The 15,251-nt window shown below is 61.8% G+C and carries 13 protein-coding genes; 8 read left to right on the top strand and 5 right to left on the bottom strand.

Going from position 1 to position 15,251, the window contains the following annotated elements; translation table 11 throughout:
• Positions 1 to 111: 111 nt before the first annotated feature.
• Both G9C82_RS15485 and G9C82_RS15480 read right to left on the bottom strand, forming a co-directional pair.
• Positions 112 to 1,422, bottom strand: a complete 1,311-nt coding sequence (locus tag G9C82_RS15485) for a hypothetical protein (RefSeq protein ID WP_174790009.1) — start codon at positions 1,420 to 1,422, stop codon at positions 112 to 114.
• Positions 1,419 to 2,117 (bottom strand): hypothetical protein, encoded by a 699-nt coding sequence (locus G9C82_RS15480; RefSeq protein ID WP_241244119.1) that lies wholly within the window; start codon positions 2,115 to 2,117, stop codon positions 1,419 to 1,421. The genes G9C82_RS15485 and G9C82_RS15480 overlap by 4 nt, the downstream gene beginning before the upstream one ends.
• A gap of 298 nt (positions 2,118 to 2,415) precedes the next feature.
• Between G9C82_RS15480 and rdfA the strand changes: the two genes are divergently transcribed.
• Positions 2,416 to 3,012: a rod-determining factor RdfA gene (gene rdfA, locus G9C82_RS15475; RefSeq protein WP_011222760.1), complete on the top strand. Its 597-nt coding sequence runs from the start codon at positions 2,416 to 2,418 to the stop codon at positions 3,010 to 3,012.
• 41 nt (positions 3,013 to 3,053) lie between these two features.
• Here the strand turns inward: rdfA and G9C82_RS15470 are convergent, their stop codons facing one another.
• The gene (locus G9C82_RS15470; protein ID WP_127014604.1) at positions 3,054 to 5,012 is read right to left on the bottom strand and encodes an archaea-specific SMC-related protein; all 1,959 of its coding nucleotides are present in this window, start codon (positions 5,010 to 5,012) and stop codon (positions 3,054 to 3,056) included.
• A gap of 232 nt (positions 5,013 to 5,244) precedes the next feature.
• On the opposite strand from G9C82_RS15470, the gene G9C82_RS15465 reads away from it, so the two are divergent.
• Genes G9C82_RS15465 through G9C82_RS15445 form a run of 5 tightly spaced genes read left to right on the top strand, consistent with a single transcriptional unit; the run spans position 5,245 to position 9,274 of the window.
• On the top strand, positions 5,245 to 6,396 hold the full coding sequence (locus G9C82_RS15465; RefSeq protein ID WP_127014603.1) for a PTS fructose transporter subunit IIC: 1,152 nt from the start codon (positions 5,245 to 5,247) through the stop codon (positions 6,394 to 6,396).
• A 14-nt stretch (positions 6,397 to 6,410) separates the two neighbouring features.
• Entirely contained in the window at positions 6,411 to 6,887 is a 477-nt protein-coding gene (locus tag G9C82_RS15460; protein ID WP_011222762.1) for a PTS sugar transporter subunit IIA, read from the top strand.
• Positions 6,884 to 7,171 (top strand): HPr family phosphocarrier protein, encoded by a 288-nt coding sequence (locus G9C82_RS15455; RefSeq protein ID WP_011222763.1) that lies wholly within the window; start codon positions 6,884 to 6,886, stop codon positions 7,169 to 7,171. Before G9C82_RS15460 ends, G9C82_RS15455 begins: the two co-directional genes overlap by 4 nt.
• On the top strand, positions 7,164 to 8,846 hold the full coding sequence (ptsP, locus tag G9C82_RS15450) for a phosphoenolpyruvate--protein phosphotransferase (protein WP_127014602.1): 1,683 nt from the start codon (positions 7,164 to 7,166) through the stop codon (positions 8,844 to 8,846). The genes G9C82_RS15455 and ptsP overlap by 8 nt, the downstream gene beginning before the upstream one ends.
• Positions 8,843 to 9,274, top strand: coding sequence for a PTS fructose transporter subunit IIB (locus G9C82_RS15445; RefSeq protein WP_127014601.1), 432 nt, complete (start codon positions 8,843 to 8,845; stop codon positions 9,272 to 9,274). Before ptsP ends, G9C82_RS15445 begins: the two co-directional genes overlap by 4 nt.
• Positions 9,275 to 9,372: 98 nt before the next feature.
• Here G9C82_RS15445 and G9C82_RS15440 read toward each other — a convergent pair whose 3' ends face one another.
• On the bottom strand, positions 9,373 to 11,244 hold the full coding sequence (locus G9C82_RS15440; protein ID WP_127014600.1) for a heparinase II/III family protein: 1,872 nt from the start codon (positions 11,242 to 11,244) through the stop codon (positions 9,373 to 9,375).
• Complete coding sequence (locus G9C82_RS15435) at positions 11,237 to 12,487, bottom strand: glycosyltransferase family 4 protein (RefSeq protein ID WP_127014599.1); 1,251 nt, start codon at positions 12,485 to 12,487, stop codon at positions 11,237 to 11,239. The genes G9C82_RS15440 and G9C82_RS15435 overlap by 8 nt, the downstream gene beginning before the upstream one ends.
• A gap of 465 nt (positions 12,488 to 12,952) precedes the next feature.
• On the opposite strand from G9C82_RS15435, the gene G9C82_RS15430 reads away from it, so the two are divergent.
• Positions 12,953 to 13,171: a hypothetical protein gene (locus G9C82_RS15430; RefSeq protein ID WP_127014598.1), complete on the top strand. Its 219-nt coding sequence runs from the start codon at positions 12,953 to 12,955 to the stop codon at positions 13,169 to 13,171.
• 392 nt (positions 13,172 to 13,563) lie between these two features.
• Positions 13,564 to 15,075 carry a chitin-binding protein gene (locus G9C82_RS15425; protein ID WP_127014597.1) on the top strand — a complete coding sequence of 504 codons (1,512 nt, stop codon included), beginning with the start codon at positions 13,564 to 13,566 and terminating at the stop codon, positions 15,073 to 15,075.
• The last annotated feature ends 176 nt before the right edge of the window (positions 15,076 to 15,251 follow it).

Genomic DNA, 15,251 nt, shown 5'->3' with positions numbered 1-15,251 from the left:
GGCTATGAATTTCATGTATTGCAACAACGTTCAATAAGTCCTTTTGCACGGCAGTCAACACGGTTCTTTTGACCGGCGAGTCAGCCGCAATATTGTTTTCGAACCGGTGTTTCAATCGCCTTCCAGCGCCTGTACGGTCTGTTGGGTGGCTGCTGACGCTGAACGGGCGAGTGCTGTCGCATACCAGTAGTCCGCAACGCTTCTATCGAGAGTGGACGCCGCAATCTCTCCCTGATGATGGGTCAATTCACGGTCAGCGGCCATCACCTTGTGGCCGGCGTCGACGAGAACCGTCCGGGCCAGTGCTGACCGTGAGCTCGATTCAAGGGCCGCAGTGAGTGCATCGTACGCGGTCTGTCTGATGTCTCGAACCGTTTTCGCATCCGATGGCCGAGCGAGTTCCTCTGCCTCCCGCCGCGTCTGAATGCGGTCGAGCGCTCGGAGGCGAGCGAGCTGACTGTTCGCATCGACAACAGCGCTCGCGGGCCCGATAGCATACGCAAGACGGCTGATACCGCTCTGGGCTTCCCGACGGAGTTCGTCGAAAACCATCCGCCCAGGGGTGCGGTCGTCCGTGTTCGGTTCCGGCGCCAGGGTCGACTGCTGGTCGCGGATGTCTGCCAGCAATGCTTTTGCTGCGGCGGTCAGTGGTTGCCTGACTGACCCCGCATCGGGTGGAAGCGAGGCAGTGAACTGCGCCCGGATGTGGCGAGCATCACTAAGATACACTTGGGCCGCCTCGGCTGTCTCGCCCCATTCGGCGACAGACAGCAGCGCTGACTCCTCCCGTGGCCTGACATCCGTGTCAGTGGCCCGCTCCAGTCCCGCTTCAATTCGGGCGTGAACCAGCGCCGCACGCACCGGATCTGCCCCGACGTATTCGTGCTCCTGCCGGGTTTCGCGTGCTCCAGACACGGTCCGGTTGTACTCATCCTGGAGTGGAGCGGCGGTGAGGCCACGGTCGACGACGCCCCACCCCGCAGCGGCATAGCGGGCGTTCTCACGAGCGCGCCGCAACGACCGGAGCGCCATCAAGCCGGTTCGGGCCGTCCGTGCATCACCGAGACCCTGTGTTGCATCGCTTGCGGCGTCAGTCAGATGCTTGCGAATGTGACCGTTCGGGATCTCTTCCGGGCCGAGTGGCGTGGGAAGCGTCGCCAGAAGCGAGCGAACCCGCTCCCGTGTGGCGTCGAAATGGCCAGATGTGATAGTAACCGGGACCGAAGGGGGGACAGGAGACTCTCGCTCTTCGTCGCGCGAGATGTCGGGCAAATTGTAGGTATTAATAGTTGCCTTACTTCCTCCACCCAGACTGTCGATACTGCTACAGCCAGCGATGGCGCTGGTCCCAGCTAAGGCGAGCACACCCCGCCGGGTCAGCCGAGGGGATTTCCCGCCAGTCTCAGACGCCTCATCTGTCATGCCTGCTCACCACCGATCTGGGTGCGTCGGTCACTACTCGGTGCTGCCTCGCTTCCGTCTCCACTTTCCCCCTCTGCACCGACTCGCTGTCTTTCGCAGCTGTTGCCTCCAATGGAGGAGGAATAACTGGAGATGTCGTCTGCGTTGACCGTATCGGGAATCCGAATGAGCCAGACCGCGTACACCTCCTTGTCTGCTGTGCAGGGTTCGTCGTAGGGTCGACTCACCCGACCGTAGTCGGTCGTGATGTTATCCGCCGTCCACCGGATCTGACAGAGCGTTAGTCGAAAGCACTCCTCGATCATCACAGTCTGGACGTAGACTGTTTCCGTGTCGAAGTCAGTCTCGTCGAGGAAGGTCCTGATTAGCGACCGGTCCACGTCTTCAGCAGCGGTGACCCGGTCGGCCTTGGATGTCGTGTCGATAACCTCGGACTCCAGTCGACGGGTGTGTGGGCTTTCGGTCGGCCGACCGTCTCCATCATCGAGCCAGACTGGCCGACGGTCGGCGTCCACACGTGTGACAACTGTATCCGGGTCAGATACCGATCCAGTTCCGGGGGCACTCGAATCGTTGTTTTTGGAAGTGGTGCGTGTTGATTCGCCGCTGCTCTCGAAAACCCCGCTACAGCCGGCCAGAACTGTCGCTAGCCCGCAGACGCTGTGGAGGAGGGTGCGTCGGGTGGAGGGGACCATCGTGTAATGTTTCGCTTGTAATGTCATGTATAAAATTCTCGTGGTTGTTCAGATCACAGCAGACCATTCAGAGGAAGTTCAGCTACAAATTTCGATACCAGTAGATGCTGATACACTTTCAAATACTGACAGTATACCACTATACCGAGGTATATTAGTCTATACATCACGTATTTAGGTTCAAATTCGCATATCTGGGTGACAAGGGTTATAATAAATAGATAGGACCACGGAACAGTGACCAGACGAATCCGTTCGCAACAAAACGGCTAAACCGGACCGGCGCATTCTGGCGATAATGGGGTCAGCGCAGTCCAAAGTCGCACAGCTGATCGAAACGTATGAACTGGCGTCGATGGGCGCGGAGCTGGAACGCGCCTGGCTCGGGAACACCGGGGAACGACAGAGTCTCCGTGACCTCGCTGATCGGTTCAATCAAGCTCTGCTCATGGCTGCAATCCGCGATGCGGGCATGGATGTGATCGACGGCGAACCGGCGAACTTCTATCGGCTTCTGACGGATGACAATGTCAGTGCGGGGAAACGGATCGAGGCGCGGAATCGACTCGACCGAGCCGGCATCGACGTCGATACGTTGGAAGACCAGTTCGTCACGTATCAGGCGATTCGATACTACCTGACAGAGGTTCGCGGTGTGAGCTATGACTCCGAATCAGAAACTGAGCAGGTTGAGCAGGAACGCGGGACTATCGACCGCCTCCGCAGCCGCGTCGAGACAATCGTTCGGGACACGGTCGACCGACTGAACACCGCAGACAAACTCGCTGTCGGCGAGTATCGAGTGTTCGTGAGCATTGATATTCGCTGTCAGGACTGTGGAATGCGTTACAGTATCAGTGACCTTCTCGACCGCGGCGGCTGTGACTGTGAATAATCGCTCAATAAATCCGGTCTTTGAGGAGAGCTACAACCGGGTCAGATATCGGTAATCCGGTTGTAGCTATCTGAGAGCGCCTGTGCGTCCTCGGGGAGCAACGCGACAACGAGATAGGAGGGGAACTCAGCGAAATACTCAACGAGTGAAGCGATACGCTCCGAGTCGATTGCTTCGAGCGAGTCAAGCAACATGAATGGAACCTCCTCGTACACGTCGTGAACAAGGTAGCCCGCGAGTGCAAACACCAGCCCGGTCACTTCGCGCTCACTTTCGCTCAGATGGCCGACAGTGTCCTCGTAGACAGTTCCGCTGTCGGTGCTCCTAACGACGTGGAGGGTGAACGTCGACCCCGTGACGCTGTCGTCGCTATTATGGACTGGGTCATCTGGTGTGTCGGTCCGTTCAAGCCAGATCCGTTCGATATTACCATAACCGAGGATGTCGAGCAGGTCGTCCATCTTCTCGTTGAACTGGTCGGTCGCTTCGGCTTCGAGACGGTCGATACGCGACCGGAGGTCGATCAGTTCGTCAACCACCTCTTCCCGTTGCGCGGCCAGTTCGTTGTTCCGGCGGATCTCTGACTCGATGTCGGCGATTTCTTCGCTTACCTCGTCTCGTTCGGATTCGAGCCGGTCCAGTTCCAGTTCCAGTTCGTTCGCTTTCGTATGGAGGTCGAGCACCTCATCGAACTCTTCCGTCCGGAGCGTCGTGACCCGCTCCTCAAGTTCCTCGACGCGAGCCGAGAGGTTGTTGCGTCGCTCTCGGAGGTCAGTAACCGTCGTCTGCCGTCGCTCAATTTCTGCGTCAACGTCCTCAATTGTCGCCGTGAGTTCTTGTGCCCGCGTGCGTGTCTCCGCAATTTTGTCACGTTGGCCGGTCAGTTCATCGAGTTCATCTTCGATACTGCCGATCTCCGACACCCTCTCCTGAAGATGGTCACGCATACTCTGGAGCGTCGACTCGATACGCTCCGGCTTCACCTGCGAGCCACAGGTCCAGCAGGTCGTCTTTGACCCCTTGTACAACTGATCAGTGATGTCACCCACGCTCTCGGGCTTTGCATCGATAGCGTCGGTTATCTCACGGTGTTCGCCGGACAGCAATTCCTCGTTGAACCCGATAACGTTCTGCAGTCGGGTGGTGTACTCTGAGAGTTCCCGCTTTCGTTCCCGAAGCCGGTCGATGTCTGATTCGAGCGCTTCGAGTCGTTCGGTCGGCGATTCCGGGAGGCCAGACCGTTCGACTGCGAGGTTACCCCGCTCGTCGCGTAACGCCACAATACTCTCTTGCTCCGACTGAATATCATCTCGAACGCGTTTCAGTTCGGACCGAGTCGCCTGGAGTTCATCGAGAGCCGTCTCGAGTTCGTCCCTGTTTTTTTGAGTCGTCTGGAAATCTGCGTCCCGCTCGTCGATTCGGTCCTCCACTCGCTGGAGTTCATCTCTGGTCTCAGCAATCTCGTCGCGTAGATCTGCCTGTTGCCGCTCGAGATCCGGGAGGTCACGCTTGAGCGACGCGATACGGTCGAGTTCCGCATCGATCTCTTCCTTGCGCTGTTCGGCCGCACGTATCTGTCGGTGGATAGATGCCACATCGACTGGCCGCATAATGATCTCCCGGAGGTCCACATCCCGTTCGACGGCTCGCCTGGCCTCGTTGTCTTCGAGCAGGAACGCGAACAGGTCCGCAACTGTCGAGTCAGTGAGAAGGCCGAGGCCAGACCCGGCAACCCCGTCGTCAGTTCTGGTCAGTGTTCGGGTGTACGTTTCCTCTCCCAGTGAGAGTTCGACGCGCCCCTGGTCTGAGTCACCTTTCACGCTCGCCCACTCGCTCCCATGGGCGGCCATCACCGACTGAAGAAATGACGTCCGATTGGTCGCATTCCGGCCTCGAAGCACTGTCACCCCTGGTGGAACCTCGACTGTCGTCTCGTCGATCCCCCCGATCTTCTCGACGGTGACGGTTGCCACCTCCCCGGATACCGAGAGTGAACCCATATTTCGGTGTGTGCGAGTGACGGGGATAAGTACTATGACGCGCGTGGCACCGCCCATTCGGATTTTCACCCCAATAGTTGCCGGCGACTAACAAGCATATGTCTGTTATTCCATCGAATTCATGGCTATAGTTCCATGCAGAAACAATCGCCCAAATACAGATATCAAACAGTTTCAGTAAATAACACGCTCAAACGTGTATCTTTATATCACACAATGGGCGTAGCTGTCGATGTCGTTGACCATGACAGATCAAAACCGGGCCGAGAGTGCGCTTCGCGCTCACGTAACCTCCGTCAAGGAGGACCTGATGACGGGCGTATCGTTCATGATTCCCTTCGTGACTATCGGGGGTATCTTCCTCGCCGTCGCGTACGCGATAGGGGACACACAGGCAGTGTTCGAGAACACCGGCTCGGCAGGCTGGTTCCTCGCACAGATCGGCGTAGCCGGGCTGACAATTATGGTTCCGATCCTCGGCGGGTACATCGCGTACGCCATCGCCGACCGTCCGGGACTCGCCCCGGGGTTCCTGCTGGCGTACATTCTCCAGCAGGGAAACGTCGTCGCCGAAGCGGCAACAGTAATCGGTATCTCCGGTGGCGAGGCCGGTGCCGGCTACCTCGGTGCAATCGTCGCTGGGCTGCTGGCTGGGTACGTCGCACGCTTCTTCAAGAACCTCGATGTCCCCGAGTTCATCCAGCCGATGATGCCGGTGTTGCTAATCCCTGTCGCAACGATGGCAGTTCTGACGCCGATCATGTTGTTCGTTCTGGGCGTCCCCGTCGCACTCGCTAACGAGGGGCTGACGTCCTTCCTGCAGTCGATGCAGGGCGGTCAGGCTATCGTCGTCGGCCTCATCCTCGGCGGGATGATGGCCTTCGACATGGGTGGCCCGGTCAACAAGGTCGCCTACGTGTTCGCGACCGGACTCATCACCGAAGAAATCTACGCGCCGATGGCGGCGGTGATGATCGGTGGGATGATTCCGCCGATCGGCCTCGCGCTCTCGAACTTCATCGCCCCGCACAAGTACGCGGCTGAGATGTACGAGAACGGAAAAAGCGGCGTCGTGCTCGGTCTGTCGTTCATTACAGAGGGTGCGATTCCGTACGCGGCCGCGGACCCGCTCCGCGTTATCCCGGCTATTGTCGCTGGCAGTGCTGTCGGCGGTGCGACATCGATGGCCCTCGGCGTCACGATGCCTGCGCCCCACGGCGGTATCTTCGTTGTCCTCCTGTCAAACCAGCCGCTCGCGTTCCTGGGCAGCATCCTGCTGGGTTCGCTTGTGACGGCTGTTGTTGCGACAGTTATCAAGCCGGACTTCGAGGACCGCGTCGACACCGGAGCAGAGGCGAGCAGCACGCAACCAACGGATGACTAATTACGGTGAGTACAATGACAGACGCAATCTCAGCGGACGATATTGAAGAACTGATTCCGGCAAACCACATCTCGCTGTCCGAACCACCAGCGGAGAAGGAGGCGTGTATCGAGTCTCTGCTAGACCTGTTGGTCGACAGTGGCAGGGTCGAGGACCGCGACCGCGCACTCGAAGCACTGCTTGAGCGTGAATCGGAGACCACCACGGGTGTCGGCATGGGAATCGGGATTCCACATGCGAAGACTGACGCTGTGAGTCGCCCGTCGCTCGCGTTCGCCCGCTCGCAAGAGGGCGTCGACTTCGGCTCCATGGACGGCGAGCCTGCGACACTCGTCTTCATGATTCTCGTCCCGGAAGCCGGCGGCGAGGAGCATCTCAATATCCTCAGCTCCCTCTCTCGAGCCCTGATGCACGACGACGTTCGGGACCGACTCCACGCGGCGGCGGACGAAGCGACCGTTCAGGACGTACTCCGGGAGGCCATCGCATGACGGTCGAGCGCACTGTGACGATTGTTCCAGAAGCCGGTCTGCACGCCCGGCCGGCGTCAGCGTTCGTCCAGGCCGTCAACGACCACGAGGCCGAGGTCTCAGCCGGGCGGCCGGACGATGATCTCGTCCAGGCGGCGAGTATGATCGCCATCACCAGCCTCGGCGTCGGACAGGGCGATGATATCAAACTGGTGGCCGACGGCTCGGATGCAGAATCCGTACTCGATGAGCTGGAACGAATACTGACAACGCCGGAAGCGGAACTGGACACTGACGATGGCTGAACGCACGCTCCACGGGACCGGTGCCACGCCGCGCTCAGGCGTCGGGACAGTTGTCTGGTACGGTCGCGACATCTCGCTCCCGGACCCAGACGACGTGGAAGTCGATCCTGAGACAGAACGCCGGCGGTTCGCCGACGCGGTCGACACCGCCCGCGCTGAACTAGAATCTGAACGTGAGGCGACTGCCGAACGTGTCGGAGAGGACGAGGCCGCGGTGTTTGATGCGCACATCCAGTTCCTTGAGGACCCGACCATCGAGGACGCAGTCGAGACGATGATTGCCGATGGGGGCCCAGCACCCAACGCCGTGGACGCCGTGTTCGGCGAACACATCGAACAGTTCGAGGGAATGGACGGTCGAATGGCCGAGCGCGCAGACGACCTTCGTGACGTGCGTGACCGACTCCTCCGTCTGCTGACGGACGGCGAGCGGGTCGGCTTCGGTGACCTACCGGCGGGCAGTGTCGTCCTCGCCGAGCGGTTGACTCCCAGCGACACGGCACAACTCGACCCAGAACGCGTCGCCGGCTTTGCCACAGTCACTGGAGGGCGGACGTCCCACGCAGCTATCTTCGCCCGTTCGCTCGCTCTGCCAGCCGTCGTCGGTATCGGGACAGATCTCGACACCCTCGAAGACGGAGCAGAGGTCGTGGTCGACGGCGACAACGGGACCCTGCTGGTCAGTCCTGACGACTCCGAACGAGCGGCCGCAGCGAACGAGTCGGGAGCCGCTGTCGTCAATGATTCAGTCAAAACAACTGACGGACGACACGTCGAAGTGGCGGCAAATATCGGCCAGCCGGCGGAACTGGAACCCGCAGCAAAACGGGGTGCTGACGGCGTTGGCCTCTATCGGACCGAGTTCCTCTTCCTCGACCGCGAGACGCCCCCCTCGGAGGACGAGCAGTACGAGGCAATCCGCCAGGCGCTCGACACGTTCCCAGATGGGCGCGTCGTCGTCCGGACGCTGGATATCGGTGGCGACAAGCGTATTCCCTATCTCGACCTGCCAGACGAGGAGAACCCATTCCTCGGCGAACGCGGAATCCGGCGCTCACTCGCACCGGATTCGGACCTGTTCGCCACACAGCTCCGTGCGCTCCTACGCGCTGCCGCGGATGGGGCGGGGGACCTCGCCATCATGTTCCCACTGGTGGCCACTATCGAGGAACTCGACGCCGCACTCGACGCGCTAGAGGCGGCGGCCGGTCTTGACGACTACGACGCCGACGCCGTTGATCCCGAAGTCGGCGTTATGATAGAAACACCGAGTGCCGCCTTCATGGCCGACGAACTCGCCGCACGAGTCGATTTCCTCTCTATCGGGACGAACGACCTCACGCAATATGTGATGGCCGCCGACCGCGAGAACGAGCGCGTCGGCGACCTGCACGACCCGACTCATCCGGGCGTCCTCCGCGCCATCCAGCAAACAGTCACCGCAGCCCACGCCGAAGACATCTGGGTCGGGATGTGTGGCGAGATGGCAGGTGACCCAGATTTGACAGAGTTACTTGTCGGTCTCGGCCTCGACGAACTCAGCATGAGTGCCGTGACGATTCCGGAGGTCAAGACGGCCGTCAGCGAAACCTCGTACAGTTCCGCGAGCGAGCGCGGGGACCGCGCCCAACTCGCCGCAACGCGCAGCGAAGTCCACACCACACTAGACACATGAAACTCGTCGCAGTCACCTCCTGCCCGACTGGGATCGCACACAGTCAGATGGCAGCCGAGAACCTCGAACAGACAGCCGAAGAACAGGGTCACGATATCAAGGTGGAAGTTCAGGGAGCGATGGGCGCGGAGAACGAACTCTCCGATTCCGACATTGAAGCCGCCGACGCCGCCATTATCGCCTCCGATACGTCGGTCAGTCAGGACCGATTCAGCGGTGTCCCGCTAATCGACGGAACCGTCAAAGACGCTGTTAACGACGCTGAAGGAATGATTGCTGACGCTGTCGAAGCCGCTGACGGCGACACGCCCGCCACAGAAACCGACGTTGGCAGTTCCGAAGCCTCAGCGGGGCCGGACCAGCAGCGCCGGCGCGGCGGCGATCGCTCGAAGAGCCTCGTTGCGCGGCTGAAGCGTCTGTTCAGTTGAGGCGCGGGTTTTCACACCGAGAAGTGACAGCTCCGATTGACAGACCGAACACGTCTCTGGTCACCAAACTGACCGTCTCGGTAGCGGTCCCGGCTAGCTTATTTGTCCGCATCCAAACAGCTAGGCGCTCTGTGGCCACCAGCAGACGGGTCGAGGAGGTACCCGAAGGCCGTCGTCCCAGACTCCGGGCCGGCCTCCAGTTCTAGCGTCTGTCGCTCCTCAGTGACGCCGAACTCGGGGAAGTACTCGGTCGTCGTCGTCCGAACGTCACTGACGCCGAGCGGATAGACGCTGAGTAGGGCCGAGCTCTCGTCACTGCCAGTCGCCCGCACCGTTCCCGAGTCCTCGACTGTGACAGCGACCTCCGGATGGAAGTGGAGTCGGGAGACGCTTGGTTCGGTTTCTGTGTCGGGTCCCCGAAGTTCGTCCCGAACCAACCACCAGTCGTCGCTGGCGAGAATCGTCCTGTCGTGCCGGTACGACGCCGGTGCTGCGGCGGCTGTCTCATAATGCCCCCTGAAGAAAGTTGGGTCGGCCCCCTCGTATTCGGCCGTCGGTTCCGTCCGCGCGCCCATCAGGTACTTGCCGCCGATTTCGATAGGCTCCGTCTCGCCGACCTGGACGGTGTTATGGCCGGCAACGCTTCTGGCGTACTGCCGCCGCTCGTTGTCGGCGTAATCGTACACGCCGGTATCCGTGAGCACGCGCTGTCCGTCGACCCAGAGCAGGACGCTCAGCATGTCGTTGTGGGAGTGACCCGGCAAGTTGGAGGGCCCCACCGGCCCACCGTCTACCAGTAACTGCCCGTGGTCGGTGTCGAGCCAGTAGTACCCCGTCTCGCCGCCCATCGGACTGTGTGACGGGACCGGGCGGTCGTCGGCCCCGAACCCGACGGCCCCGGCGTATCCCAGGCAGGCCGTCAACGGGAGCGACTGCCCGAACACGGCGTCGTTATACAGCGGGAGCCGCTCATCCGGCGGTGAGAGGTATCGCAAGTACGCTACGGCCTGTTTCGTCATCGCTGTCAGCCAGTTGGGGGCTGACCGATCACTGGCTGCCAGTAGCGAGCAGGCCGTCACGAACCGCGTTGTAACGATTGCATGGTACATCGGCGACCGTTCATAATGGCCGCCGTCGGGGAGGAACTGCCTGGCCCCGGTGCGACCAAGAATCGAGCGGCCCGTGGCAAACCAGGGCTCGTCGGCCTCCGGGAACAGCAACCCGGCGATGAGCAGCGCGAGCCCGTTCTCGACGAGGTGGTTGCCGCCGACGTCTCCCTCGACGTGGTTGGCGAGGAAGAGCGCGTTCCGGTATATCTCCCCGGCGAGCGCCTCGGTAAGGCCCTCGGGGACGCCGTCGTGCGAGCCCCCGGTTCGCCACGCCATATACCGCGCCAGCGTCTGTAGCCGGAGCGACACTGCCCACGGCGTCCACGCGCTGCGAAGGTAGCCGGGCCGGCCGATGTCGACGCTGTCGGTCCAGTCCCGGACCCACTGGTCGAACACCGCGACGACCTCATCGGGGGCATCCTGTGGGTCTTCGTACCCCAGCATCGCCCACCGGAGCGGTTCGAACGCGTACAGTTTCAGCGACCAGAGCAGCGGATAGCCGTCGGCCCCGTGGTCGTACCAGTCCGGGTGGGCCGGCGAATCGAACTGGACCGTCCCGTTGAGAAAGGTTACCTCGCCGCCGGCCGCCCGTCGACTCCGCCGCTGGAACGACCGGACGGTCGAGTCGGAGAGTTCCCCTCGAAGCACGTCGAGGTCCGCTTCGAGCGGGCCCGTCGCGACCGAGAGCCGCTCGGGCACCGCATCGTCGTACCGCCCGTCGAAGTCGACCGAGAGCCTGGCGAGTACGGTGTTACGGGCCGTCCGTTCGGCCATCCCGAGGACCTGTGCCGGCTCCAGCCGCGTGAGCGTGTGCCCGTACAGCCTGGCGGCCGCCGGGAGCATTCGGGTCGGCTCAGTCATCGTCGGGACTCGGAGCCGCGCGTGGTGCCTGTCGTTCGCTCGCCGTCAGCGCCCGCAGTTCCTCGCCGAGACGGTCCGCGATGGCCCCGCGGTCGTACTCCTCTGTCACGAGGCGGTATCCGTCCCGCCCCATCGACGTGCGCTGCCCGGGGTTTTCGAGGAGAGTGTCGATTGCCGCCGCGATGCGCTCCGGGTCGGCCTCCGTGTGTATGCCCGCCTCGCTGTCGGTGACGAAGCGCTCGATTTCCCCGTGCCCGGTGACTACGACCGGCAACGAGCACGCGAGGTACTCGTAGAGCTTCGTGGGCATCGCGTAATCGAGTTCCGGGCTGTCCTTTATCGGTGCCAGGCCGACGGTCGCGTCGTTGAGAATCTCCGGGACCCGCTCGCGGTCGACCAGTCCGACGAACTCGACGCTGTCTTCGAGGTCGAGGCGCTCCGTCACCGTTTCGAGCCGGGACACCTCGTCCCCGTCGCCGACCAGCCGGAGATCGGCGTCGTCGCTCGACACGTGTTGCATCGCCCGAATGCACGGTTCGAGTGCCTGGGCGCTCCCGATGTTCCCCGTGTACACGATTCGGTCGTCCTCCTCGTCAGCCCCGCCCTCCGGCGTGAACCGGTCGGTGTCGACGCCGTTGGGGATGACACGGACCCGGTCCCGGAGTTCGCCGCCGTACGCGTCGGCGACGGCGTCGCCGAGCGTCTCCGTCGTCACGGTAATCCGGTCGGCGGTGTGTAACGCGAGCGACTGGAACGCGCGCCCGGCTTTCACCAGCGGGCTGTCCGCCGTGATGTACCCCAGCGCAATCGAGTTCTCTATCCACAGGTCGCGTACGTCGACGACCCACGGCTTCCCGATGGCGACGGCCACGAGCCCGGGAATCCCGGTGGTAATCGGCGGCGTCGAGGTCACGACGACGTCGTACTGCCGGAAATTCACGACAAGCCAGAGCGCCGCGTGAAGCGCGAAAAAGAGGTAGTACGGCAGCCGCCGGAGCAGCGAGGGGTTCTCCGTCTGCGGTTGCCACGTCCACAGGCGGTGGACCACCACCCCGTCGTCGTGTTCCCTCCGCTTGCGCTCCCACGTTCGCTCGAAGTTCCCCGGCGGATAACACGGGGACGGGGCCAGGACTGTCGTGTCGATGTCGTCGTCGAGGTTGACGGCCGTGTCGTGGATTCTCGACGCGTTCCCCCCTTTTTCGGGCGGGTACCGCTGGGAGACGATGACGCAGTCGGTCGTCATCGGAGCCACGTGCGTGCCGCATTCCTTCCCGGACGATTCTCACACGACGGTGACGCGTCGGTCGGCCTGTCGCTGTGCATTGGATTATCCAACCGTATCCCTGACAGGGACATTAGTATGCATTTGATACTCCCCCGGCGGCTCACGGAGGGGTCAGTTATACGTCCTCTTGCCCCCGAGACCACTTCACGACAGTTGCGTGCCCCGGAACGTGCGTCCGTTTCCAGCGGCCAGACCGACTACGGAATCTACCTGGACACGGTCCCGTCCGGCCGGTTTGGCTCTCCTTTCCGTTCAGTTAGTATATAATTACTTTATCATATTTGATTCGCACGCATAGCAAACAGATACGTACGAGTCGTTATTTGGTAACTACTCCGCTCACATACGTAGCTAAAACCAGCTACCCTGTCGACACGGCGTAAGAACGGCTAATTAGCATATACCTACTTCAAACGCATGTGTATGTTCGATAAGAACGACGCGGCTGACGACGAGGATAAATCGGGCCTTTCAGACACTCTACGCGCAAACGAAAGCGGTAAAGTACACCTTAACAGGCGGAGTTTCTTCCAGTTCGGGTTGACAGCGGTGACCGCGGCCGTCGGTGTCGGCAGTCTGGGTGCAAGCACCTCCGGTCAGGAGACCAACACCCACATGACTGATTTCAGCGAGTACGTGTAGCGGGGAGGACTGGCAACCGAGTCTGCCGAGCGAGTCTGCACTGGGTGGGGTGTTCCGTTTCGGCTCGCATTACTGGTAGTACTGGATTGTATCCCACTATCGACCCGTAAGCGCGAACTGTGCCGGGTGCAGTCGGCGCTGGTTCCTGGTGCCGCCGCTCGACAGGGACCGAATCCCGGAGCGAACACGCTGGGACGGACGCGACTCTCTCGCTTCGGCAGGGCTACGACGGGGGTGGATTCGGGAACGCTGGCCGAGGTTCGCTGTAAGAGGCCTATACTAATGTCCCGAGCATCTCAGTTTGAGACGATAGACATGATTCCCTCCATCCGTCGACGGTACCACTCTATTCAATCCGGACAACGGGACACTACGACCTGTACATATCTGTCATGACCGCTGGCTCTGGGGTGCTCAGCCGTCGGAAACTCATCGCTCTCGCCGGCGGTACCGCGGCCGCCGTCTCGGGCGCGCTATACGGGTGGCTTCCGGGTATCGACACCGGTGGTGGTGACCCCTCCAACGGGACTGCCGGCTCGGCAGGGGCGTCGGTCCGACCGACCGCGACGCCCGCGGGACCCACTGAACAGCCCGACGTGCCGCAGAACGCCGAGAGTATCAGCGACTACGGCTCGGAGCCGAACCCGGACGACTCCAGCCTGGACGCGGCACGGCGAAACCTCGACGCTATCCGCGCGGCTGCCGAGGCCGCCGGCAAGGGCGGGACGATATACGTCCCGGAAGGTCAGTACTACTTCGGCAGCGAGGACTCGGGCTTCAGTCCGTACGTGGAGTTCGGGAAGACCGGACCGCCGGGCGTCTCAATCATCGGCGCAGGGGCCGACAAGTCGACGCTTGCGATTACCAGCCACGCCGCTGCGGACACCCGGCCGAACCAGAGCGCGTTCATCTGGTACGACGGGTACGAACACGGCTCCGTCGAAGTCAGGGACGTCAAACTGGACGGCAACTACGAGCACGTCACCGGCCTCGCCGAGAACGGCGGCGGCTCTTGGGGGCTGCAGATGTCGACGGCCGGCGACTTCCACCTCGAACGCGCGTGGATACGGGGCTGGCACCTGGCGGGCGTCCGCGGCCGTGCCGTCCTCAGGTCGGTCAGAAACTGCACGTTCCAGGACAACGGCATCGGGCGACACAACGAGACCGACGGGCAGTCGAACTCCCATCACATCTCCGTCCGACCGCAGGCGGGCGACGAACTCGTCATCGAGAACAGCTGTTTTCTCGACTGTGCCGGGAACGCACTCAACATCCGCTTTGGCGACGGGGTCACCAGGATGCACAACTGCTACGTCCGGGGTACGGGCTCCGGCTTGTGCAAGATGTCCGCCGGGAAGCTCGTCGAACTGAAGAACATCTACCACAGGGCGAACACCCCTTCGCTCGAACGGAAGGTCGACGAACGGGACATCGGCCCCGACTTCCACGGGCGGTTCTTCATCAACAACCTCGGAAACCGGGGGACGACCCCGACCACCGTGATTATGGAGAACGTCCTCTCCAGGGACATGGCCGACTACGCGTTCCAGGCACAGAGCGAAATCGGCGACGGGCCGATGAACGTGATATGGCGCGGGGACATGATAGAGATTTACAACACCAACCGCGCCCGGGACGACGCCGTCATCCGAGGCCACGGCGACGGGCGGTTCTCGGACATCGACATCTCCCGGCTGTCAGTACACAACTCCAACGCGAAGGTGTTCATGCTCGATGACTCCCAGGGCACCATAGAGACGTTCAGTTACTCCAATACGGACGGGATCGGCGACGCGGGGGACGTCTCCATCAACGTGAGCTCCCTCAGCCAGGAGTGGTTCCGTCCGACGGTCCCCACTATCGACGAGGTCGGTGTGGCCCCGCTCGTCCCGGGCGAGGACTGACTCCGCCCCGGAAGTCCCGGATTCTCTGTTCGCGGATTGCACGACGACCGTTCTCAGTTCACTGATTGCGCGCTGGCTGTCCTTCTCCATACGCGTGTCCATGGCTGTCACCACGCAGTCCCGGCTCCGTTCTACGGTGCCAGTCGAGCGAAGATGTATCTGCATGACCCCAACGC

Source organism: Haloarcula sp. R1-2 (assembly GCF_011627385.1).
GTDB classification, from domain to species: Archaea; Halobacteriota; Halobacteria; order Halobacteriales; family Haloarculaceae; genus Haloarcula; species Haloarcula marismortui.
The sequence above is the reverse complement of the archived record's forward strand: the minus strand, read 5'-3'. Positions and strand labels throughout refer to the sequence as shown.